Annotated in this window: 21 protein-coding genes and 1 pseudogene; 10 read left to right on the top strand and 12 right to left on the bottom strand. The window is 71.6% G+C overall.

Features of this window, described 5'->3' with window-relative positions; all coding sequences use genetic code 11:
* Positions 1–25 precede the first annotated feature (25 nt).
* The gene (locus tag QRX50_RS45890) at positions 26–631 is read left to right on the top strand and encodes a DUF2567 domain-containing protein (protein ID WP_285969314.1); all 606 of its coding nucleotides are present in this window, start codon (positions 26–28) and stop codon (positions 629–631) included.
* Between the two features lie 15 nt (positions 632–646).
* On the opposite strand, the gene QRX50_RS45885 is transcribed toward QRX50_RS45890, so the two are convergent.
* Complete coding sequence (locus QRX50_RS45885) at positions 647–1,369, bottom strand: LON peptidase substrate-binding domain-containing protein (RefSeq protein WP_285969313.1); 723 nt, start codon at positions 1,367–1,369, stop codon at positions 647–649.
* A gap of 39 nt (positions 1,370–1,408) precedes the next feature.
* A complete protein-coding gene (locus QRX50_RS45880) occupies positions 1,409–2,044 on the bottom strand; it encodes an NUDIX hydrolase (RefSeq protein ID WP_285974736.1) in 636 nt (211 codons plus the stop codon).
* A gap of 113 nt (positions 2,045–2,157) precedes the next feature.
* Between QRX50_RS45880 and nadA the strand changes: the two genes are divergently transcribed.
* The 5 genes from nadA to QRX50_RS45855 all read left to right on the top strand — a co-directional run bounded on the left by nadA (position 2,158) and on the right by QRX50_RS45855 (position 7,308).
* Positions 2,158–3,171, top strand: a complete 1,014-nt coding sequence (nadA, locus tag QRX50_RS45875) for a quinolinate synthase NadA (protein ID WP_285969312.1) — start codon at positions 2,158–2,160, stop codon at positions 3,169–3,171.
* On the top strand, positions 3,168–4,808 hold the full coding sequence (locus QRX50_RS45870) for an L-aspartate oxidase (protein WP_285969311.1): 1,641 nt from the start codon (positions 3,168–3,170) through the stop codon (positions 4,806–4,808). Before nadA ends, QRX50_RS45870 begins: the two co-directional genes overlap by 4 nt.
* On the top strand, positions 4,805–5,704 hold the full coding sequence (gene nadC / locus QRX50_RS45865) for a carboxylating nicotinate-nucleotide diphosphorylase (RefSeq protein ID WP_285969310.1): 900 nt from the start codon (positions 4,805–4,807) through the stop codon (positions 5,702–5,704). The genes QRX50_RS45870 and nadC overlap by 4 nt, the downstream gene beginning before the upstream one ends.
* Before the next feature lie 72 nt (positions 5,705–5,776).
* Positions 5,777–6,949: a S8 family serine peptidase gene (locus QRX50_RS45860; RefSeq protein ID WP_285969309.1), complete on the top strand. Its 1,173-nt coding sequence runs from the start codon at positions 5,777–5,779 to the stop codon at positions 6,947–6,949.
* Positions 6,950–6,954: 5 nt separating this feature from the next.
* Complete coding sequence (locus QRX50_RS45855) at positions 6,955–7,308, top strand: hypothetical protein (protein ID WP_285969308.1); 354 nt, start codon at positions 6,955–6,957, stop codon at positions 7,306–7,308.
* A 508-nt stretch (positions 7,309–7,816) separates the two neighbouring features.
* On the opposite strand, the gene QRX50_RS45850 is transcribed toward QRX50_RS45855, so the two are convergent.
* The 6 genes from QRX50_RS45850 to QRX50_RS45825 form a co-directional block, all read right to left on the bottom strand.
* A complete protein-coding gene (locus tag QRX50_RS45850; RefSeq protein WP_285969307.1) occupies positions 7,817–8,179 on the bottom strand; it encodes a hypothetical protein in 363 nt (120 codons plus the stop codon).
* The gene (locus QRX50_RS45845; RefSeq protein WP_285969306.1) at positions 8,176–9,477 is read right to left on the bottom strand and encodes an alpha/beta hydrolase; all 1,302 of its coding nucleotides are present in this window, start codon (positions 9,475–9,477) and stop codon (positions 8,176–8,178) included. The genes QRX50_RS45850 and QRX50_RS45845 overlap by 4 nt, the downstream gene beginning before the upstream one ends.
* 16 nt (positions 9,478–9,493) lie before the next feature.
* Positions 9,494–10,795, bottom strand: coding sequence for a WXG100 family type VII secretion target (locus tag QRX50_RS45840; RefSeq protein WP_285969305.1), 1,302 nt, complete (start codon positions 10,793–10,795; stop codon positions 9,494–9,496).
* Positions 10,792–11,190, bottom strand: a complete 399-nt coding sequence (locus QRX50_RS45835) for a hypothetical protein (protein WP_285969304.1) — start codon at positions 11,188–11,190, stop codon at positions 10,792–10,794. Before QRX50_RS45835 ends, QRX50_RS45840 begins: the two co-directional genes overlap by 4 nt.
* Before the next feature lie 97 nt (positions 11,191–11,287).
* Entirely contained in the window at positions 11,288–11,587 is a 300-nt protein-coding gene (locus tag QRX50_RS45830) for a hypothetical protein (RefSeq protein ID WP_285969303.1), read from the bottom strand.
* Between the two features lie 21 nt (positions 11,588–11,608).
* Positions 11,609–11,953 (bottom strand): WXG100 family type VII secretion target, encoded by a 345-nt coding sequence (locus QRX50_RS45825; protein ID WP_220237978.1) that lies wholly within the window; start codon positions 11,951–11,953, stop codon positions 11,609–11,611.
* A gap of 226 nt (positions 11,954–12,179) precedes the next feature.
* Between QRX50_RS45825 and QRX50_RS45820 the strand changes: the two genes are divergently transcribed.
* A complete protein-coding gene (locus tag QRX50_RS45820) occupies positions 12,180–13,139 on the top strand; it encodes a hypothetical protein (protein WP_285969302.1) in 960 nt (319 codons plus the stop codon).
* Between the two features lie 55 nt (positions 13,140–13,194).
* Entirely contained in the window at positions 13,195–14,676 is a 1,482-nt protein-coding gene (locus QRX50_RS45815) for a class I adenylate-forming enzyme family protein (RefSeq protein ID WP_285969301.1), read from the top strand.
* Here QRX50_RS45815 and QRX50_RS45810 read toward each other — a convergent pair.
* Both QRX50_RS45810 and QRX50_RS45805 read right to left on the bottom strand, forming a co-directional pair.
* On the bottom strand, positions 14,673–15,155 hold the full coding sequence (locus QRX50_RS45810) for a nucleotidyltransferase domain-containing protein (protein WP_285969300.1): 483 nt from the start codon (positions 15,153–15,155) through the stop codon (positions 14,673–14,675). The genes QRX50_RS45815 and QRX50_RS45810 overlap by 4 nt on opposite strands.
* A gap of 91 nt (positions 15,156–15,246) precedes the next feature.
* Positions 15,247–15,927, bottom strand: a pseudogene (locus QRX50_RS45805) (S1 family peptidase).
* A gap of 420 nt (positions 15,928–16,347) precedes the next feature.
* On the opposite strand from QRX50_RS45805, the gene QRX50_RS45800 reads away from it, so the two are divergent.
* Positions 16,348–16,533 (top strand): DUF6086 family protein, encoded by a 186-nt coding sequence (locus QRX50_RS45800; RefSeq protein ID WP_285969299.1) that lies wholly within the window; start codon positions 16,348–16,350, stop codon positions 16,531–16,533.
* A 7-nt stretch (positions 16,534–16,540) separates the two neighbouring features.
* On the opposite strand, the gene eccCb is transcribed toward QRX50_RS45800, so the two are convergent.
* On the bottom strand, positions 16,541–19,828 hold the full coding sequence (gene eccCb, locus QRX50_RS45795) for a type VII secretion protein EccCb (protein WP_434533211.1): 3,288 nt from the start codon (positions 19,826–19,828) through the stop codon (positions 16,541–16,543).
* Positions 19,825–20,493: a hypothetical protein gene (locus QRX50_RS50565; RefSeq protein ID WP_434533210.1), complete on the bottom strand. Its 669-nt coding sequence runs from the start codon at positions 20,491–20,493 to the stop codon at positions 19,825–19,827. Before QRX50_RS50565 ends, eccCb begins: the two co-directional genes overlap by 4 nt.
* A 136-nt stretch (positions 20,494–20,629) precedes the next feature.
* Here QRX50_RS50565 and QRX50_RS45790 point away from each other — a divergent pair, with 136 nt between their 5' ends.
* The gene (locus QRX50_RS45790) at positions 20,630–21,406 is read left to right on the top strand and encodes a WXG100 family type VII secretion target (protein WP_285969298.1); all 777 of its coding nucleotides are present in this window, start codon (positions 20,630–20,632) and stop codon (positions 21,404–21,406) included.
* The last annotated feature ends 4 nt before the right edge of the window (positions 21,407–21,410 follow it).

Raw genomic sequence — 21,410 nt, 5'->3', positions numbered from 1 at the left:
CACAAACGCAGGGAGGGAGTCCGGGGTGGTCGATTCCGCGGGCAAGGCAGCACACCGGTCGTCCGCCGTGGCCGACGCCTGGTCGGTGCCGAACCTCTTCCCACCGCACCGGGCGCGGCCCAAGGTCGTGGTGAAGGCCGACCTGCTGCCGGCGGTGAGCGTGCTGTCGACGGCGGGCCTGCTGGGCATCCCGCTCGGCTGGCTGTGGTCGCTGATGGCCCCAGCGCAGCGCGAGCGCGTGGTCACCGCCGACGGGCAGCGCGTGCCGCTGGAGCTGGAGAGCTGGCACCGGTTCGATGACCTCGCCATCTACGGCTTCCTGGCGCTGGCCACGGGGCTGCTGATCGGCGTGATCGTGTGGCTGATGCGTGAACGCCGCGGCCCGGTCGTTTTCGTGGCCGCCGCCGCGGGTGCCGCGCTGGCCGGCTGGCTCGGCACGCAGATCGGCGTGGCGTTCGTGAACTCGAAGTACGCCATCGACACGGCGCCCGCGCTGGGCGCGGTGATCTCGGCGGCGCCGCAGCTGGAGTCCGGGTGGATCTGGGTGGCGGCCCCGTTGATGACCTCGCTCGTCTACGCGCTGCTCGCGGCCTGGAACGGGCGCGAGGATCTCGGCCGCCGCCTCGGCTGAGGCTTTGGGTCGCGGCTAGTTGAGGTTGGCCGGCTTCGAGAAGTCGGCGAACTCGGTCGGCGGCAGCGGCACGGCGCTGAGCGTGTCCAGGAACCACGTCTCGCGCGTGAGCAGCCGGCAGACGATGCGCAGGCGCCGCAACGGGTGCGTCTCCTCCAGCAGCAGCTGGCGGTCTTCCAGGGGCAGCAGGCAGTCGGCGGCGAGCTGGTAGGCCAGCTCGTTCACGTCGGCGTTGTCGTCCGGCGTGTTCCAGTCGTCGTCGTGCCACGCGGCCTCGCAGTAACGCCGGTGGGCGGCCCGCGCGACCTCGCCGAGGCGCTGCGCGGGTTCGGCCGCGCTGGCGGGCACGGCGTCGTCGGGCAACCAGTCGACCACGCCCATCAGGTAGGGCGCCGAGGTGCAGTCGAGCTCGCGCAGGCGGAAGCGGCGGGCGGCCTTGGTGACCACGTCGTAGCGCCCGTCCGGCAGCCGTTTCGCTTCGCGCAGCACGGTGCTGCAGCCCACGTCGTACACATGGTCCAGACCACGTACCTCCCGCACGAGCGGGGCGCGCAGCGCGACCACACCGAATTCCCGACCCGGCACGGCGCCGCCCACGAGGTCCGCGGTCAGCTGTCGGTAGCGCGGTTCGAAGATGTGCAACGGCAGATGCGTACCGGGGAGCAGCACGGTCTGCAGCGGGAACAACGGCAGTGTCGCTGTCCCGCTGGGGTTCTGCTCCTGCTCCGGCTCGGTCACGCGTCCACCGTACGGGTAAGGGGGCACGCTCGCAGTCCGTCACCTTTTCGGCGGCGGCTTGAGGACTGCGAACGGGTCCGTGATCTGCATCCCTTTGCCCGCGAAGGAGAACAGCGCCGCCGGGCGCCCGCCGGCCCGACCGGGTGACGCGGTGTCCCCGGTGGGCACGAGGAGTCCCCGGCGTGACAGCACGCGCTGCAGGTTCGTCGCGGACACCCGGTAGCCCAGTGCGGCGGAGTAGAGCCCGCGCAGGGCGGAGATCGTGAACTGCTCGGGCGCCAGGGCGAAGCCGAGGTTGGTGTAGCTGAGCTTCGAGCGCAGCCGGTCGCGGGCGCGCAGCACGATGGCTTCGTGGTCGAACGCGGTGCGCGGCAGCGCGGTCACGTCGTGCCACTGGGTGTCCTCGGGCACCTCCGGATCGACGTCCGATGGCACGAGGCCCAGGAACGCCGTGGCGACCACCCGCGGTCCCGGCACGCGGTCGGGCGCGCTGAAGACCGATAGCTGCTCCACGTGCTTGAGCTGGCGCACGTCGACCTTCTCCGCGAGCTGGCGGCGGATCGAGGTTTCGACGTCCTCGTCGGGGCGCAGCCGGCCGCCGGGGAGCGACCAGCGGCCCAGGTGCGGGTCGAGCGCGCGCTGCCACAGGAGCACGCGCAGTGTGTCCGAGCGCACTTGCAGGACGGCGCACAGAACCTCGTGGGCCAGGGGGGTCTGGGTGTTAAGATGACTTCGCACGGTTTTCGATTATAAGGCGAAAACCAGTCGACGGTCCAGGAGGGCCAGACATGACCACCACGGTTGATGAGCAGGACCTGACCCCGTACGGCGGGGTGGAGGCGAACGCGGACTGGGCGGACGAGGTGCGGGCGCTCGCTCGCAAGCGCGACGCGGTGCTGCTCGCGCACAACTACCAGGTGCCCGAGATCCAGGACATCGCCGACTTCACCGGCGACTCGCTGGCGCTGAGCCGCATCGCGGCGAGCAGCGACGCGTCCACGATCGTCTTCTGCGGCGTGCACTTCATGGCCGAGACCGCGAAAATCCTGGCGCCGCAGAAGACGGTGCTCATCCCCGACGCGCGGGCCGGCTGCTCGCTCGCCGACTCCATCTCCGGCGCCGAGCTGCGGGCCTGGAAGGCCGAGCACCCGGGCGCGGTTGTGGTGTCGTACGTGAACACCACGGCCGAGGTGAAGGCCGAGACGGACATCTGCTGCACGTCGTCGAACGCGGTCGACGTGGTGGCGTCGATCCCCGCTGACCAGGAAGTTCTCTTCCTGCCCGACCAGTTCCTCGGCGCGCACGTGAAGCGCGTGACGGGCCGGCAGAACATGCACATCTGGGCCGGCGAGTGCCACGTCCACGCCGGCATCAACGGGGCCGAGCTGGCCGCGCGGGCCGCGGAGAACCCCGACGCCGACCTGTTCATCCACCCCGAGTGCGGCTGCGCGACCTCGGCGCTCTACCTCGCGGGCGAGGGCGCGGTGGCGCCGGAGCGCGTGAAGATCCTGTCCACCGGCGACATGGTGCACGCGGCTCGGGACACCAAGGCCCGCTCGGTGCTGGTGGCGACCGAGATCGGCATGATCCACCAGCTGCGCAAGGCCGCGCCGGAGATCGACTTCCGCGCGGTGAACGATCGGGCGTCCTGCCGGTACATGAAGATGATCACGCCCGCCGCGCTGCTGCGGAGCCTGCGCGAAGGCGCGGACGAGGTCCACGTGGACCTCGAGACGGCCGCCCGGGCGCGGGCCTCGGTGCAGCGGATGATCGAAATCGGGCAGCCCGGCGGCGGCGAATGACCACCCCGGTTAACGCTTTACAGGCGAAAACCCCGGTGTGGGAAGCCCGGGCGGACCTCGTCGTGGTGGGCAGCGGGGTGGCCGGGCTGACCGCCGCGCTGCGGGCGCAGGAGCTCGGGCTGCACGTGCTCGTGGTGACCAAGGCGGCGGTGTCCGACGGCAACACGCGCTGGGCCCAGGGTGGCGTCGCGGTGGTGCTGGAAGGCGAGCACGACCGCGGCGACTCGGTCGCGAAGCACGCCGAAGACACCTTCACCGCGGGCGCCGGCCTTTGCGACGAGGACGCGGTGCGGTCGATCCTCGACGGCGGCCCGGCGGCCGTGGAGTGGCTGCGGGCCAGCGGGGCGCAGTTCGACGCCGGCGCCGAGGGGTTGGCGCGCGCCCGCGAGGGCGGCCACAGCGCGTTCCGCGTGATCCACGCGGGCGGCGACGCCACGGGCGCCGAGGTGGAGCGCACTTTGGTGGCGCAGGCGGGCGACCGGCGCGTGCCGGTGCTGCAGCACCACATTGCGGTCGACGCGTTGCTCACGCCCCTGGGTGAGGTCGCGGGCGTGACCGTGCTGGACCGCGACGGCGTACCCGGCGTGGTGCGGGCTTCGGCCGTGCTGCTGGCCAGCGGCGGGTTCGGCCAGCTCTACCAGGCGACGTCCAACCCGGAGATCGCGACCGGCGACGGCCTGGCGCTCGCGCTGCGGGCGGGCGCGACCGTGGCCGACGTCGAGTTCGTGCAGTTCCACCCGACGGTGCTCTACACGCCGGGGGCGCGCGGCCGGTGCCCGCTCGTCACTGAGGCCGTGCGCGGGGAAGGCGCGACGCTCGTCGACGGGGCCGGCCGGCCGGTGATGGCCGGGGTGCACCCACTGGGCGACCTGGCTCCGCGTGACGTCGTGTCGGCCGCGATCACGCGGCGGATGGGGCTGGCGCCGGGCGGCGTCGACGACCACGTTTTCCTCGACGCCACCGGGATTTCCGGCTTCGCGAAGCGGTTCCCGACCGTGCACGCGGCGTGCGCGGTGCTGGGCCTCGACCCGGCCGTCGACGCGATCCCGGTGACGCCCGCGGCGCACTTCGCGTGCGGCGGCGTGGTGACCACTGTGGACGGACGCTCGAGCGTGACCGGGCTGTACGCCGCGGGGGAGGTGGCCCGCACCGGGCTGCACGGGGCCAACCGGCTGGCGTCCAACAGCCTGCTCGAAGGCCTCGTGGTGGGGCACCGTGTGGCGCAGGCCGTGGCCGCCGATCTCGCTGCCGGAGTGCTGCCCGACCCGTCGCGCGGGCGCTTGCCCTCGCGGACCTCGGCGCCGGCGGCCGAGCGCGACGCTCTGCAGCGCGTGATGAGCCGCTACGCCGCGATCGGCCGCGACGCCGATGGCCTGGCGGCGGCGGGTTCCGTGCTGGATCTGTCCACGCAGGACAGTCCGTTGTGGACGCACGCGGCCGTGGAGGACGCGTCGCTCACCGTGGTGGCGCAGGCGCTGCTCGCGGCGGCGGCGCGGCGCACCGAGTCGCGCGGCTGTCACGTGCGGTCCGACTTCCCTGCGCGCGCCGAAGCCTGGCAGCGCAGCCAGCTCATCCGGCTCAGCCCCTCCGGCCAGCCCGTGCTGGCCGACCCGATCGCCCTGGAAGGTGCGGCATGACCGAGTTGTTCCCGTTTTCCGACACCGTCTCGCGTGCCCTCGTGGACGCGGGGCTCGAGGTGGCCGACGTCCGCCGCGTGGTGACCACGGCGCTCGAGGAAGACCTGCGTTACGGGCCGGACGCCACCACGGCGTCGACCGTCCCGGCCGACGCGCGCGCGGTTGCCGAGCTGACGCCGCGTTCGCCGGGCGTCGTGGCGGGGCTGCCCGTGGTGCTGGCGGTGTTCGACACGGTGCTGGGTTCGGACTACGAGGTGGTGTCCAGCCGGCCCGACGGGTCGCGGGTGGCGGCGCGCGAGCCCGCGCTCGCGGTGCGGGGCACAGTGCGCGGCCTGCTGACGGCCGAGCGGACGGCGCTGAACCTCGTCTGCCGCCTCTCGGGCATCGCGACGGCGACCGCCCGCTGGGTGTCCGAAGTGGAGGGTTCGGGCACGGCGATCCGCGACACCCGCAAGACGACGCCGGGCCTGCGGCTGCTGGAGAAGTACGCCGTGCGCTGTGGTGGCGGAGTGAACCACCGGATGGGCCTTGGCGACGCCGTGCTGATCAAGGACAACCACGTCGTCGCCGCGGGTTCGGTCACGGCCGCGCTGGCGGCGGCACGCGAGCTCGCGCCGGAGCTGGCGTGCGAGGTGGAGGTCGACGACCTGGCGCAGCTGGAGGAGGCGCTCGCCGCGGGTGCCGACGAGGTGCTGCTGGACAACTTCACGCCGCAGGACTGCGCGAAGGCCGTGGAGCGGCGCAACGCCGTTTCGCCGAAAACGCGGCTGGAATCCTCTGGTGGCCTCACCCTCGACCGTGCTAGGGCCTACGCCGAGTCCGGTGTGGACTACTTCGCGGTGGGCGCGCTCACGCACTCTTCGCCCGCGCTGGACCTCGGGATGGACCTGCGCTGAACCTGTTGCCGCGGCGCCCGCTCGACTAGAATCCCGTTGTCGGACAGCGAGATTCTCCGGGAGGGTGCCGCGGTGAGGTGGCCAGCCGTCTTCGCCGTGGCCGGTCTGGTGGCGGTGTCTTCCCTGTCGTCCGTCGGTGTCGCCGGGTCCGCGAGCGCGGTGGGGGCGTGCGCGAACCCGTCCGGCACCTACACCGGCGCGGTGTCGTGGGGCCAGCGGCTCGTCGACCCGCCGCGCCTGTGGCCGGTCACCCGCGGCGACGGCCAGGTCGTGGCCGTGATCGGCACGGGAATCGACGCCCAGAACGGCCAGTTCGCGCCCGGCCAGGTCCTCACCGGCCCCGGCACGGCCCCGTCCGACTGCGACGGCCGCGGCACCATCGCCGCGGGGATCGTCGCCGCGCAGCCTTCGGGGGAAACGACTTTCGTCGGCGTCGCACCCGGCGCGAAGCTCGTGCCGCTGCAGTACGTCGACGGGTCTTCCCACGAGGGCGGCGACCCGGGCGCTCTGGCGGGCGCCATGGACACGGCCCTCGACCGGGGCGCCGGCGTTTTGCTCATCGCCGTACCGGCGGCCTTCGACAGCCCGGCTTTGGACGCGGCGGTTGCCCGTGCGCACTCCCTCGGCGCCGTCGTGGTCTCCGCCGCGGCCGGCACCCAGCAGGGCGCGCACACCTATCCCACCGCTTCGTCGGGCGTGCTCGCCGTCGGCTCCACCAACCAGGCGGGCGCCCCGGTCCAGACCGAAGCCGGCGACTACCTCGGCGTCGCCGCCCCGGGCGCCGACCTGGTCAGCACCTCGGCCGGCGCGGGCGGCGCCGTCGCCCACCGCTGGCCGGTGACGGACCCGGGCCTGGCCGCCGCCTACGTCGCCGGCGTCGCCGCCCTGGTGCGCGCCGCCCACCCGGACTTCACCGGCGACCAGGTCGTGACCCGCCTGACCCTCACCGCCTCGCGCCCCCCGTCGGGCGGCCACGACCCCCGCCGGGGCTGGGGCGTGGTGGACGCTTACGCCGCCGTTTCGTCGACGCTGCCGGCTTCCGTCGCGGGCCCGGGTGGGTCCGTCGCTCCGGTGGCCATGCCCGCCGTCGCCCCTGCGCCGGCCCCGCGCACCTCGGCCGTGGACGTCCCGGCCGCCGCCATCGCCCTCGGCGGGGTGGCCGTGGCCGCCGCCGCGGGCCTCGCCGTCGCCACCGTCCGCCGCGGCCGCCGCCGCTCGTGGCGCGCCTCCCGGTTCGGGTCTTGATACCCGTGCGACGCGTCCTGGTGATCGGCCTCGACCCCACCCGCCTCGACGGCTGGGACCCCGCCCCGGTCCAAGCCGCCATCGCGCGCGGCCAAGCGACCTTCGCCACCCACGGCCTCGAGTCCGACCTCTGCCTCGTCGCCCCGGACGACAACCCGTTGTCCGCCATCGAATCCGCCCTGTCCCAGGCCGACTACGGCTGCATCGTCATCGGCGGCGGGATCCGCGGTCACGAGCCGTTGCTGGAGCTTTTCGAGCAGTTCGTGAACCTCGTCCACCGCCTCGCCCCGGCGGCGGCCATCGCCTTCAACCGCACCCCGGACGACATCGCCGAAGCCGCCCTACGCTGGCTGCGCTGATACCTCCGCAGCACTGCGGCGGCGCGTGCCGCGAGTCGAGCCGGCGTGCACCGGAGGGCGCAGAGGCCGCCGCCAAGACCGCACGGAACCGGCTCGGCGCGGTTGGCGGAACGGCGCGTGTTTGGTGTTGTGCCACCGGGTTCGACCGGCGCGACACGGTCGGTACTCGCGCGCCGAGGTGGCTGCGTTGGCGAGTCGGGCTGCTACCCGCGCATCCGGCGACGGGGCTAAAGCCTCGCAGGTCGAGGCGGCGCGGCCCGGCAATCACAGAAGCCGTCGCGATGACGCGACTGATCCGGCACGGCGAAGGGGGCGATACAGGCGGCGTTGCAGGGCGGCGCTCCTCGTCAAGAGCGGTGGTCCTCACCGCAGAGGGGCGGCACGGCACACCGCGTGCCCGGTGGGTGTGGCGACTGGAGCCGTCGCGGCGGCGCGCGTTTCGCTGTCGTGCCGAAGAGTTCGACCGCTCAGCTGCCCTCGACGTCGAGGCGAAGACGGCCGGCGAGACTCAGGCCGGCACCACACACCGCGTCGAGCCGATGATCGCGACCCCGCCGCCGGCGCGGGCGACGTGGACGGTGAAGTCGGCGCCGTCGCGGTGGAAGCGGGCGATGAGTTCGCGGGGGGTGCTGCGGTCGTGTACGGACCAGCCCGCGGCTTCCAGCGAGGGCAGCACCGACTCCGCCAGCTGGTGTTCCGCGTCGCCGCGGTGGTCGAGGCGGACGCCGTACTGCCAGCACATCAGGGTGCCCGGGCGGGCGGGGTCGCAGTCGAGCTCGCCGTCGACCGTGGGGATCGCGCCGGGGCCGAAGGTGGCGGCGACGCCGTCGATGACGGCCGTGAGCTCGTGGGCCAGGAGCGAGAGGGTCATCGCTGCACCCCCGGCACGGTCGTGAGAGCGCCGCTGGTGAGGACGCCGTAGATGTTGGTCCACGAGTCGGAGCCGGGCTTGAGCACGTCGCTGTGGGACGACAGGCCCCAGAGCTCGTTGCCGGCCGCGTCGTTGCCCGTCGCGAGGTCCGTGATGCCCGGGAACGCGTCGGGGTCGGCGCCGTGGCCGATGCCGGTCCACTCGGCGCCCCAGGCGTTGCCCTGAGCGAGCACGATGGGGTCGAGTGGCGCGGTCATCGAGAAACGCTGCACGCCGGCCTGGCTCGCGGGCAGATCGGCCGGGCTCCAGACGCCGTGGCCCATGCCGGCGGACTCGACGTGGAGCACGCGGTCGACGGCCAGGCCCTGGGAATCAGCCAGTCCGACGGTCGCGCCGCCGTAGCTGTGGCCGATCGCGGTGATGGTCGCGGCGCCGCCGGTCTGGGTGTCGACCTGGCCGCGCAGCTCGTCGCCGAACGTCTTGAGGTCCGGGTCCATCGTCTGCGCGTAGCTGGCGTCCGGGCCCTCGACCAGGGGGTTCTGCGGGAAGTCGCCGTCGGCCCAGACGACCATCGCCGTGCGGCCCGTCGGGTCGGCGGCCACGAGGCTTCGGCCGAGGTCGGCGTAACCCTGGAAGTTGTCCAGCCGCGTGTTCACGCCCGGCACGAACAGCCCGACGTTGCGCGTCCCCGGCTGGATCGCGCCCACGAGCTCGGCGATCCGCCCGTCGGCAGTGGGGTCGAACCGGAGGATCTGGCGGTTGTTGGCCAGAATGTCTTGGTACAGCGCGATCCTGCGCTGCGAGCGCGCGAGGTCGTCGGCGCCACCCCCGGAAGACTGCAACTGCTGCAAACGAGTCTGCTCCGCCGTCAGCGCGTCCGAAACCTTGGTGCGGTTCGAAGCGATCGCATTGGCCCACGTCCCGCTCGCCGCCGCACCGACGGGACCGCTCACCGGCGGCAGCGGATCCTCCGGCAGCAACGACCGGTACGAAGCCGCCACCTGCTCGTCGGCCCGCCGGTAACCCGCGGCCGACGCGGTGAGCCCGTTCTGCAGCACCTTCGCGCGCTGTACCTGCCCGTCGATCTTCTCGCCGAGCTCGGACAGCGTCTTCTTCAACGTCGCGGCGCAGTCCGCGGAAGCGGAAACCTCGCCGAACGCCGTGGCCGGCACGGAAACCCCCGCCAAGGCCTTCTGTGCCGTTTCGAGTGCGCCCGCGCGCCCACCCAGGTCCGCCGCGGCCACGTCGAGCATGGCGGGAGCGACCCGGTAACCCCCGGAGTCCACTGCAGCAGTCACCGAGCCGTCCTCCCGATCAGTAGGTTTCCGGCTCTTCGCCGATCACCGACGGAGCCACGGGCGCCTGCTGGCCCCACACGTTCTCCGTCTCCACGAGCCACGCCGGGATCCGTCGTCCGGAGCCCATGTCGCCACCGGCGCCCATGCCCATCGGCATCATGGGCATCATCGGCATCGCGCTCTTCGCCGCCGCGCCCGCGGCACCGGCCGCGCCGCCCGCGAGTCCACTGAGGACGTTCGACGCGCCGCCGTCGCCCCCGAGGCCGGAGTGCGCCGCCGGGGCGTCGCTGCCGCCGGAAAGCCCACCGCCGCCGGGGATTCCGCCGCCGTCGAGCGAAGGCGCGTCACCGCCGCCGATCGGGATGCCGCCGCCGGCGCCGCCTTCGGTGCCCGCGCCGCCGCCGAGCTTCGTGTTGGCCGGCTCGTCCTTCTTGTCGTCGGAGTCCTTTCCGGACGCCCACGCAGGCACCTTCGGCATGATCGAGCCGAACCGCCCGAACGCCGCCGCCGAAGCCGCCGCGAGACCCGCGGTGAACATGTCGCCGAACAGCGGACTGCCTGAGGTGGCCGGGTCGGAACCGGGAACTCCCGGCATCCCGGCCACGGAGCCGTCCGCCGGCAGCGGGTGCGAGTCTTCCGGGGTGCCGACGACGACACCCGGGTCGGCCAGGCCGTTGCCGGTCGCACCGCCACCGGACGCGCCGCCGCCGGCCGGGGGAGCGGCGGGCGTGTCGACCGCGTTGGGCGAGACGGGGATCGAGTCCTCGGCGGTGGTGTAGTTCGTGGCCAGGTTGGTCATGACCACGATCGCCTTGGCGTGCGCGGAACCCGCGGCGTTCGCGGCCTGCTGCTGCGCGTCGACGTTCGCGATCGCCTGCTGCCGCTGCTGGGCCGCGGCGGCGAGAGTGGCCGGCGACGAGTCCGGCGGCAGCAACGGCGGGTTCACGGCCAGCGCGACCTCACCGGGCGAGACGTCGGGCACCGAAACCGGCGGCGGCATCTCGGCCTTGGCCTTCACGAGCGCGTCGGCCGCGTCTTCGAGCATGTGCTGCATGCCCTGCGCGGTCTGCGCGACCTTGCGGATGCCGCCGACGAGGTCGGTGATCATGTGCGAGTATTGGTCCGCCGCGCCGCCGGTCCACTCGCCCGAGAAGTCCGAGAGCTCCTTCGACAGGTTCTCGGCCTGCTCGTGCAGCCCGATCGCGGTGGAGTTCCACTGGTCGGCCGCGGCCTGGGCACTGCTGGGGTCGCCGGCCTGCAGCATCGCGTACAGCTGCTGGTGCGTGTACGCGGCGAAGTTGGTGTGCGCCCCGCTCATGCGTCCGTCCCCCCGGAGTTGTTCGAGCCGCCGGACCCGAGGCCCAGCAGCGAAAGCAGCGGATCGAGCAGCCCGGTCTCGCTGCCCGACTGGTGGAGATCGCCGGCCACCGACTGGTCGGCTTGCTCGTAACCGTCGGCGACCGTGGTGGTCACGTCCTGCGCGAACGTGATCGCGCTGCGGACCTGTTCGAGCAGTCCCCGCATCTCGGCGACGGCGGCGCGGTGGGCGTCGACGAGTGAGCCGGCTTCCCCGAACTCCCCGAACAGCAGCGGGTGGTCGCCGAGCGTGCTGAGGAAGTCGTCGGGCTTGGACATCGCGTGGATCTGGGTTTCCAGCTCCCGCACGAAGTCCTTCAGCGATTGGAGGTGAACGTAGTACGACTGGTCGTGCATCGGTCCCGACCCTCTCGTGCATTACGGACGCTGGAAAGCCGGTCGGCCAGTGCGAGCGGGGGGTTTCTCGCACCGGCCGACCGACGTCGGGAGCGGATCAGGCGAACAGACCCTGGTTGCGGTTCTCCAGCTGCGACTGCAGGTCGTGGGCGTCGCCCACCTTGCCGCCGAACTGCGCGATGATCGCGACGATGTCGGCGGTGGCCTGCCGCAGCCGCGTCTCGGCCTGGCGGGCGGCCTCACCGGCGGAGCTGCCGGAGGCGTACCACGTCGCCGTGATCGGCTGGAGGTTCTGGTGCAGCTGCTCCAGCTGCGAGGTCAGTGCCTTGGCCTTGGCGGCCAGCGACGCCGAGCTGTACTGCAGCGCGGCGAAGTTGATTTCGACGACGTCAGCCATCTTGCCGGTCCTCTCCGTGACTCAAAGGTTGAGGCGAGGGATCACCGAAGCGCCCTCGAGGTTGTGGCCGACGCTCTGGAAGCTCTGGTGCACGTCCGAGTCGCCGGTGTTGTAGTTCGTGTGGCTCGTGTGCACGAGCTGCGACATGGTGTCGAGCTCCTTCACAGCGGCCGTCATCTTCTCCTGGAGCCGGCGCTGCAGGTCCCAGAACGCCACGGCCTGGTCGCCCTTGTAGTTGCGCAGAGTCTCGGTGAGCTCCGACTCCAAGCTGGCCATGGTCGTCTTCGCGTTCGACGCGGTTTCCTCGAAGCCCTGGACGGCGCGCGTCATCGCAGCGGAATCTGCCTGGAATCCCGGACTGGACATGACGGGCCACCTCCTTCCCTCTCGCGGAAGATCCCGGTGCGCGAGAGGCTTGCCCCTGCCCGCGCGTTGTGAATGTCACGCTAGAAAACCCGGAGGTGTGGTCAAACGGCACAACTGCCGGTCACTTTGACGGCACTATTACCTACATGGGGTGGGGCGCTCCCCACCTCGCGGACGGGGGCGCTCTCCAGTGCCCTCCGCCGGCGCCCGCGCAACCCTGGTGACCATGAGTTTCGGGGGAATGGTCAAGGAGCGGCCGCACCGCCCGCTCGTGGTGCTCGCGGGGGCGATGGCGCTGCTGTTCGTGGTGTCGGCACTGGGGCTGTTGTTCGATGATCGCACGCTCGTCAACGCGCCATTGTGGGCGAAACCGTTCAAGTTCGCGGTGTCGGTGGGGATGTACTCGCTGACGCTCGCGTGGCTGCTCACGCTGCTGCGGCGCGGCCGGTGGGCCGGGTGGTGGATCGGCACGGTGTTCGCCGTGGGCATCGGGATGGACATGGCCTTGCTGGTGTGGCAGGTCGTGATCCGCGACCGGGCGCTGCACTTCAACCACGCGACGCCGTCCGACGTGACGATCAACAACTTCGTCGCCACCGGCGCCTTCACGGCGTGGGGTGCGACGGCCGCCGCGGTCGTGCTGCTGCTGTTCCAGAAGCTGCCGGACCGCGCGCTCGCGTCGGCGCTGCGGTGGGGGACGGCGCTGGCGGCCGTGGGGATGGGCTTGGCGTTGCTGATGTTCTCGCCGACCCCGGCGCAGCAGGCGATGAAGGCGGCGGGGGAGCGGCCGCCGATGGTCGGCGGGCACACGGTCGGTCTGGCGGACGGCGGGCCGGGGCTGCCCGTGCTCGGCTGGAGCACCGTCGGCGGGGACCTGCGGATCCCGCACTTCGTGGGCATCCACGCGATCCAGGTGTTGCCGCTCATGGCGCTGGCTCTGGCGGCGCTCGCGCGGCGGTATCCCGTGCTGTCGTCGGACCTCGTGCGCCGGCGGCTGGTGTGGACCGCGGTTGGCGGCTACGCGGGGGTGCTCGCTCTGGTGACGTGGCAGGCGTTGCGCGGCCAGTCGATCGTCCGGCCGGACTTCTGGACGCTGTCCGCGGCGGCGGGGCTGATCGTGGCGGTGGCGGCGGGAGTGGCGCTGTCGCTGCGTTCACCGAGAGTGCACGCTCTGACGGAATTCTGAGATCTTTCCGGTAGGGATGGTCCTGCGTTTTCCGGGTCGGACGAAGGATGGTGCGATGGTCTTTCCGCAGGCGGTGCTGGACGCGCTCAGCTCCGAGCCGGACGCGGTGGCGTTCGAGCACGGCCCGCGAAAGGTCACGCGGGGTGAGGCGCGCGATCTGATCGGCCGCTTCGTCGCCGCCCTGCGGGGCGCGGGCGTCTCGCGCCGTGACGGCGTCGGGGTCGCCACCGCCGTGACGCCCGAGGGGTGGGCCGCGCAGATCGCCGCGCAGACGCTGGGGTGCCGCACCGTCGGCATCCGCGCGGGCCTGCCGGTCGCGCACCTGCGGACGGTGGTGAGCGACCTGGCGGCGATCGTCGTCGACGAAGCGTCGGAGACACCGGAACTGCGTGCGACCGCGGCGGGGGCGAAGATCCTGCGGGTCGGCCCGGAGTTGCTGTCGGTCTTCGAGGAACCCGTGCCGGCCGGGCGGCCTTCGGACATCGGCTGGGTCGTGTTCACCAGCGGCAGCACGGGGTTGCCGAAGGGTGTGACCTACAGCTTCGAAGCGTTGACGGCGCAAGGGATCGAGCAACGTCCTGAGGAGACGCCCGCGGATCTGGCCGCGCGGTACCGGCGTTTCCTGCTGTTCGGCACCTTGACGAGCGCGGTCATGATCACGCACCTGCGGTCCTGCCTGCTGGCGGGCGGGACGGTGGTGATTCCGGAGTCGCTCCCCGATTTCCCGTGGATCCTGCCGCGGCTGGACATCACGGCGGCCCTGACGACGGTGCCGCGGCTGTACAAGATCCTCGATGTGCTGCGGGCTTCTGAAGAAGACCCCGTGGATCTCAGCTCCGTGCGGATGCTGGTGGTGGCCGGCTCACCCGTCGCGCCGGGTTTGATGGCCGAGGCGTTTTCCCGCGTGGGGCCGGGGATGCAGCAGGCCTACGGCCAGACCGAGGTGGGCAAGCTGACCGTGCTGACTCCTGCGGACGTAGCCGAGTTCCCGGATGCGCTGGGCTCCGCGGGCCGCCCTTGTGCCGGCGTGGAGATCTCCGTCCGCGACGCTTCGGGGGCCGCGGTCGCGCCCGGCGCTTCGGGTGAGATCTTCGTGCGTTCGGCCGGCCAGTTCTCGGGCTACTGGGGCAATCCTTCGCAGACGGCCTCGGTGTTGCAGGACGGCTGGGTCCGCACCCAGGACATCGGCCACGTCGACCCTTCGGGCTTCCTCCACCTGACGGGCCGCATGCGCGACGTCGTGATCGTGAACGCGGTCATCCACTACACCGGCCCGATCGAACGCGCGCTCGCCTCGTACGCCGACGTGGACCAGGCCTACGTCGTCGCGGCCCCCGACCCGGCCACGGGCGAAGCGGCGCACGCCTTTGTCGTCGCGGCGCCGGGGCGGGATCCGGACGTGGCCGAGTTGCGCGCGCTCGTCGCGTCTTCGCTAGGGGAGGCTGCCGTACCGTCTTCGGTGACAGTGATCGACGCGGTGCCCATGGCGGCGTCGGGAAAGCCGGACAAGGCCGCGTTGCTGGGGCTGCTGGGTTAGTCCGTGGAGCCGAACTCCGCGCGGAGGGCGGCGACGTCGGCCAGATCGTGGGGCCGCGGTTCGTACCCTTCGTGGAACCTCAGCTGCTGGGCCACCGAGACGCACGGCACGGTGACGCCGCCGATCGTCCCCGTCACGAAGCAGTCCGCCGGATAGCGGAAGAGGCCGCCCGCGGAGTCGGCGGCCTGGGTGGCGGAGCCGTCGTCCTCGAACTGCAGCGGGTGCAGGTCGAGGGACGCGCCGTCGGGGCGGGTGAGGACGAACCGCACCGGGCGGAAGTTCTCGGACTCCGGGAAGTCGTTGAGCGCCGCGAGAACCGTGGGTTCCTCCTCGACCCGGTGCAGCAGGTCGAGGTCCGAATGTGCGCGGGTTTCGCGGCCCAGCAAGGCATCGACACCCCAGCCGCCGGCGATCCAGGCGTGGCAGCCGGCGGCGCGCAGACGGGACAGGACGGCCAAGGCGATCTCGGCGGTGAGCACGGAATCGAGTGTGCCGAACAGACCCGCCGGCGCATCGCAATAAAGGAGCCGCCCGCCACAAGTGCGGCGGGCGGCTCGGTTCCCGGCGGAGTCAGACGCCCGCGGTCTGCTTGATCCAGTCGCGGCTCGCGGCGACGCTGGCGTAGTTCTGCGTGCCGTTCTTGTCGCTGCCCGAGTTTTCACCTGTGGAGCACACGCCGACCTGGACACCGTCGGCGAGCTGGGGGCCGCCGGAGTCGCCGTGCCACGAGGCGCCCGTGACGCCCTCGCTGGTGATGGCCGTGCCGTTGAACGCATCGGTGCCCTGGCCCGTGACCTTGACGTCCGCGGTCATCAGCGTGTCCGACGGCGGGTTGTTGCCCTCGGTGCGGCCCCAGCCGTAGATCTGGTTGGTGGCCCCGGTTTCCGGGTCGGCGTCGCCGAGCTTCATGAATGTCGCGTCCACCGCGGACGACAGGTGCAACAGGGCGATGTCCCCGTTGGGCGAGGCCTTCTGCTGGTCCACGGCCGCCTCCGTGCCCTGGCCGAGCGCGACGTTGCCGACCTTCACGTGCATGCCGGGGGCGTTCAGGCAGTGCTGCGCCGTGAGCACCCACTGCGCCGCGATGATCGTGCCGGATCACTCGAACCCACCGAAGTCCGTGGCGTCGTCCCAGAAAACCTGCGCCCCCCACGGCGCCGAGCCCACCGTCTCCCCACCGATGATCCGCGGCCCGGCCGCACTCGCCGCCCCCGCGGACACGACGCCGAACACCGCGGCCGCCCCGGCCATCACGGCCACTGCCTTCGCGAAACGCATGTAAGCCCCTCTGGGTCGATGAAATGTTTTCACCAACGTAGGTGGCGTTTGGAAACTTGATAACCTACTTCAGTCGGGTTTCGTCCCTCTTGAAGTCGTAGGCCATTCGGGTTAACAGTGTAGGGCGGGCTCGTGCGGCCGAAGGTGATGTCGTCCATTGTGGACGCCCGCCGCCGTGGGTGTTGCGTGGTTCACCGCATAACACCCCGCGCGCATTCGCGGGTTCGCAGCCCTACGGTGAGGTCGAGATTACCTGAACATCGCAACGCTGAAGATTCCATCGGCTTGGTCCGTGCCACCTGAACCAGCCCGTCCCATCGTGACGTGACACCCGAAATCTACCTGGAGTTCCAGTAGTGAGTTACGTATTCGTCGTTGGCGACGAGGTGGTCTGTGTTCGTTCAGCGGCTGTTGGCGAGTTCGGTGGTCAAGAACCGTATGTACCGCGAGCTCACTCGTGGGTTTCTCGGGGCCTGCCTCGTGATGCTGGACCGAGCGGGAGTGCAGATGGAGCCTGCCGACGATGGTCAGCGGGAGCTGTTCGATCTCCGCGACGCGATGGCAGGTCCCGCGATGTGACTCCTGCTCAAGACTTCACCGGTTTCGTCCACGCCACCTGCACCAACCCAGTCCCGTGGCGACGCGACACCAACGTCCCGCGGCCCGGGGGTTGGGGCGAAGGCTTCACATCGCCCAGCAACGGCCCCTCCTCCTTCGTGCCCGACATGATCATGCCCGGAGAGCCCAGTTCGCGGACGCGTTGCAGCACCGGCTCGTACAGACCCCGCCCAGCCCCACCCGAAGCGCGCGCGATGATCAAGTGCAGGCCGATGTCGCGGGCCTGCGGCAGGAACTCCAGCAGGGGCAGCAAGGGGTTCTTCCCCGCCGTGGCCACGAGTTCGTAGTCGTCGATCAGTACGTACAGGTCCGGGCCGCGCCACCAGGAACGTGAGCGCAGCTGCTCAGGTGTCACGTCCGGGCCCGGCAGGCGGTTCCGCATGGCAGTGGCGCACTGGCCCACCAGATCCGTCAAGGTGTTCTCCGCGCCGGCGTAGCCCAACAGGTGGGGCTGGTCCACGGCGCCCAACAGACCCCGGCGGTAGTCGCCCACCAGCATCAGCGCCTCGTCGGGGGAAAAAGCAGCGGAGATGCCCGAAGCCAGCGCCCGGAGCAGAGAGCTCTTGCCCGATTCCACGTCGCCGAAAGCCAGGAAGTGGGGATCCGCGGAGAAGTCCAGCTCCACCGGCCGCAGCGTCGACTCGGCGATGCCCAAGAGGACCCGCCCGGAAGGTGCGGCGTGGAGCGACTCGAGAGGCACCTCCGACGGCAGCAAACGCACCTGAGGAGCCCGAGAACCAGGCCAAGCAGCCGTAATCTGACGAACCAGATCCAGGCCACCGGCACCGATCGTCTCCGGACGTTGGTCTCCGTCGACGCGGGGCAGGGCAGCCAGGAAGTGCAGCTTCTCCGCAGTCAGACCACGGCCGGGGCGGTCAGCGGGAACGTTCAGGGCCACCTTGCGGTCGATCGAAGAATCAGCCGGATCACCCAGCCGCAGCTCGAACCGCGTACCGATGGCGTCGCGCAGCTGGGCGCGGACGCCGATCCACTGGTTGACCGTCACGATCACGTGGATGCCGAAACCGAGGCCCCGCGCGGCAAGGCCGGTGATCTGTTCCTCCAGCTGCTCGTACTCCTGGCGAATGGTCGTCCAGTTGTCCACGAACAGGAACACGTCGCCGAACTCACGCCCGTCGGTGCTCTCGACCAACTCCGCGCGCCGCGAGCGGAAAGCAGCCATCGATTCGAGACCGTTAGCGGCGAAGAACTCCTCACGCTGCTCCAGCAACGTCGTCAGCTCGGCCACCACGCGCCGGCAACGCTGGGCGTCACGCCGGGTCGCGTAGCCCGAGACATGGGGCAGTCCGGCAATCGGGGCCAGTGCGCCTCCGCCCATGTCCAGGATGAAAAGCTGCACTTCCGAAGGCGTGTGGGTCAAAGCCAGCATCGCCGCGATGTCCTTCAGCAAAGTCGACTTGCCGCTTTGTGGTGCGCCCACCACCAACGCGTTGCCGGCCGCGCCGGAGAAGTCGGCCCAGAGCATGTCGCGGCGCTGTTCGAAGGGCTTGTCCACCAAGGCAACGGGGATGGTCAGCTTGCCGTTGCCGCCCCAGCCCAAAGGGCACAGGCCTCGGGAAGCGTCAGAACCCAGCGGCGGCAGCAGCTGGTCCAAAGTGGGCGGTTCGGCCAGCGGCGGCAGCCAGATCTGGTGCGCCTCGGGCCCCCGGCCCTCCAGCCGCGACAGCATCGCGCCGATGATGGTTTCGCCGGTGCCCACTTCAGGCGCCGAAACCACCGGAACCGATGCGGCCAGCGGCACCTCCACCGCGTCCAAAGTGAATGGCAGCACCCCCACCTGCTGCCCGTCCTCCCGCACGATCGTGCTGCGCGGCGGCAGCTCGCCCGACACGTACGCGGCCTTGAACCGCGTCAACGTGTCGTTGTCGGACTTCAGGTACGCCGACCCGGGCACCGGCGGCAGGTGGTACGCGTCGGCCACCCCGAGCACCGCGCGGCTCTCCGAAGCGGAGAACGTCCGCAACCCGATCCGGTACGACAGGTGCGAGTCGAGCCCGCGCAGCCGGCCTTCCTCCAGCCGCTGCGAAGCGAGCAGGAGGTGGATTCCCAGCGAACGCCCCAGCCGGCCGATCGCCACGAACAGGTCGATGAACTCCGGGCGCGACGAGAGCAGCTCGGAGAACTCGTCGATGATCACCAGCAATGACGGCAACGGCTGCAGCGGCACCCCGTCGGCGCGCGCCTTCTCGTAGTCGCGCACCGAGGCGTAGTTGCCCGCCGAGTGCAGGAGTTCCTGGCGCCGCAGCAGTTCGCCGTTGAGCGCGTCGGCCATGCGGTCGACGAGGGTGAGGTCGTCGGACAGGTTGGTGATCACCGCGCACACGTGCGGCAGGCCGGTCATGCCCGCGAACGTCGCGCCGCCCTTGAAGTCGATGAGCGCCAGGTTCAGCTTCTCCGACGAGTGCGTCACGGCCAGCGCGGTCACGAGCGTGCGCAGCAGCTCGCTCTTGCCCGAACCCGTCGCGCCGATCACGAGCCCGTGCGGGCCCATGCCGCCCTCGGCCGACTCCTTGAAGTCCAGCTCCACCGACCGGCCCTCGGGGTTCACGCCGAGCGGGATGCGCAGCCGGTCGCGGGCCGCGCGCGGCGCCCAGGTCACGGTCGTGTCGGTGTCGCGTGGGTCGCCGATGCCGAGGAGCCCGGCCAGCCCGAACGTCGCCGACATCGGCTTCTCGCTCACCACGGCCGTGCCCTGGTACAGCGGCGTCAGCGTGCGCGCGAGTGCCTCCGCCGCGCCGCGGTCGAGCTGGTCGGGCGTGCCGAGGAAGCCCAGCCGCGCCTCGGTGCCGCCGTCGAGCACGACCATGCCGAGCTGGTCGGGGGCCACGTGCAGGCTCAGCAGCTGCTCGTTCGACGCCGCGCGTGGCTGCTCGCCGCCGACCTCCAGCACGGTGATCCCGAGCAGGCCCTCCTCGGCGAGCAGCCGCGGCTCGCCCTGCGTGCCGCCGCCGTCGACCACGACCACCACGTGCGGCAGGTCCTGCGGCGTGCCCGGCCGGCGCGTGAACGCGGGGCGGTCGCCCAGGTCCGGGCCCAGCAGCTCGGCCAGCTCGACCGGGCCGGCCGCCACGAGCCGGCGCCGGCCCGTCGCGTCGGTCAGCGCGGGCGCGGTGGCGTGCGGCAGCCACTTCCCCCAGTCCCAGTCGTGGCGCCGGTCCGGGGCCACGCAGAACGCGACGCGCAGGTCGGTGGGGGAGTGGAACGTCACCAGCTGCGCCAGCAGCGAACGCGTCATCCCGAGCACGTCCGGCGCCGGCCCGAAAGCGTCGTCGCCGCGTACGAGCGCAGCGACAGCGAAACGGGCAGGCCCTCCACAGTGGAGTACGTGCGGATGAAGTACTTGAGGTTCGTCGACGAAACGGGGTCGAGGTCCTCCAGCGGCACGGTCTGCGGCGCGCGCAGCGGCGTCGCCAGCGGTTGCGGGCCGGTGGCCGCCCGGACCAGCGCGAAGTGCCGGTCGCCGCGCCGGCGATCCCAGTACTGGCCGGTCTCCACGTACGCCCACAGGTCGGCCGGGTCGGGCTGCTGCGCGATGAGCGCCGCACGCTGCTCGTCGGCGACCGCGCGCACCTTCGAGCGCAGGCCGGCGAGGTACCGCTGGTAGTCGCGGCGCTCCTCGTTGATCTGCGCCTTCTTGGCCATCCCGCCGCGCCCGAGCGACATCACGACCATGCCGCCCATCGCGGTCACGAACAGGGCGCCGAAGATCCAGGTCATCACCCCGCCGTCGCGTCCGATGTAGACGAACGACATCGCGCCCATGCCGAGCATCATCGGCAGGAACATCATGAGCTGGACCAGCCCGCCCGAGCCGCTCTTGGGAAGCATCGGCGGGGACTGCAGCATGATCTCCCCGGGCTGCTCGCCGAGCAGGTCCAGGCGGTCACGGGACGGGCTCATACCCCGTATTTTCGCCACCACCGAGGCCGTCCTGGTGGGTACTTTTGCCGTCCGCTCGCAGCCGGGCACGCTTTTACGCTCTGCCGAGGCCACCGTCGGTGGGGGAGGCCGCACGACGCACCCGGAAAGGAGAGCCATGGTCACCGCGGGCGAGTACCGGGCGGAACCCGAGGCCATGCGCTCGATCGTGGGCAACGTCGGCGGCATCGTCGCCCACGGGATCAACGCGGTCGCCGACCTCGAAAAACTCGTGGTCCAGCCGACGTCGTTCGCGGCCTTCGGCAGCGCCGTCGCCGCGGCCAACTCCGCGCTGCAGTCGACCCAGGTCACGGCCGTGCGCACGCTGTTGCAGCTGCTGCAGCAGATCAACGGCCTGGTCAAGACCAGCGCCGACGCCTACCAGGCGGCCGATCAGGCCGCGGCGAGCGGCTACGGCGGCGGCACCTCCACCACGGCCGCACCCTCGTCGTCGATCTGGGGCACTCCGCACGCCGGCGAGCTGGCCACCATCGCGATCAACGACAGTGCCGGCGCCCACGGCGAGCCGAGCTCCGTGGGCAACGTCCTGCGCTACCTCGGCGAGGCCGACCTCGGCAAGCTGGGCGAGCACCCGATCATCGATGCCCGCTTCCACGGCGTCGCCGACTTCAACGACTGGCTCGCCGGAGACGCCGACAACCAGGCCCGGATCGGCCTGATCGAGGTCTACGCCGGCACCGCGCGCACCTTCGGCGACGTGCCCGGCGGCGTGCACGCGGGCGACGTCGTGGTGGTCGAACCCCTGCTGTTCGCCGACTCCGGCCCGGTGATCGGCGTGGCCGGCGACGGCGGCGCCCTCTACAACCACGGACTCGTCGACCCCGGCCTCGGAGGCCTGGCCAAGCTCAGCGTCTACCGGCCCGCGTCCGTCTGACTCC

Origin of the sequence: Amycolatopsis sp. 2-15, assembly GCF_030285625.1 — a bacterium.
In the GTDB taxonomy this organism is placed as follows: domain Bacteria; phylum Actinomycetota; class Actinomycetes; order Mycobacteriales; family Pseudonocardiaceae; genus Amycolatopsis; species Amycolatopsis carbonis.
This window is presented reverse-complemented; position numbering and strand designations above follow the sequence as displayed.

Bases quoted from the DNA above. Each gene is read 5' to 3' on its own strand.
- nadA (WP_285969312.1), top strand. From the start codon at position 2,158: ATGACCACCACGGTTGATGAGCAGGACCTGACCCCGTACGGCGGGGTG.
- QRX50_RS45870 (WP_285969311.1), top strand. From the start codon at position 3,168: ATGACCACCCCGGTTAACGCTTTACAGGCGAAAACCCCGGTGTGGGAA.
- nadC (WP_285969310.1), top strand. From the start codon at position 4,805: ATGACCGAGTTGTTCCCGTTTTCCGACACCGTCTCGCGTGCCCTCGTG.
- QRX50_RS45850 (WP_285969307.1), bottom strand. From the start codon at position 8,179: ATGACCCTCTCGCTCCTGGCCCACGAGCTCACGGCCGTCATCGACGGC.
- QRX50_RS45840 (WP_285969305.1), bottom strand. From the start codon at position 10,795: ATGAGCGGGGCGCACACCAACTTCGCCGCGTACACGCACCAGCAGCTG.
- QRX50_RS45835 (WP_285969304.1), bottom strand. From the start codon at position 11,190: ATGCACGACCAGTCGTACTACGTTCACCTCCAATCGCTGAAGGACTTC.
- QRX50_RS45830 (WP_285969303.1), bottom strand. From the start codon at position 11,587: ATGGCTGACGTCGTCGAAATCAACTTCGCCGCGCTGCAGTACAGCTCG.
- QRX50_RS45825 (WP_220237978.1), bottom strand. From the start codon at position 11,953: ATGTCCAGTCCGGGATTCCAGGCAGATTCCGCTGCGATGACGCGCGCC.
- QRX50_RS45820 (WP_285969302.1), top strand. From the start codon at position 12,180: ATGAGTTTCGGGGGAATGGTCAAGGAGCGGCCGCACCGCCCGCTCGTG.
- QRX50_RS45815 (WP_285969301.1), top strand. From the start codon at position 13,195: ATGGTCTTTCCGCAGGCGGTGCTGGACGCGCTCAGCTCCGAGCCGGAC.
- eccCb (WP_434533211.1), bottom strand. From the start codon at position 19,828: ATGACGCGTTCGCTGCTGGCGCAGCTGGTGACGTTCCACTCCCCCACC.
- QRX50_RS50565 (WP_434533210.1), bottom strand. From the start codon at position 20,493: ATGAGCCCGTCCCGTGACCGCCTGGACCTGCTCGGCGAGCAGCCCGGG.
- QRX50_RS45790 (WP_285969298.1), top strand. From the start codon at position 20,630: ATGGTCACCGCGGGCGAGTACCGGGCGGAACCCGAGGCCATGCGCTCG.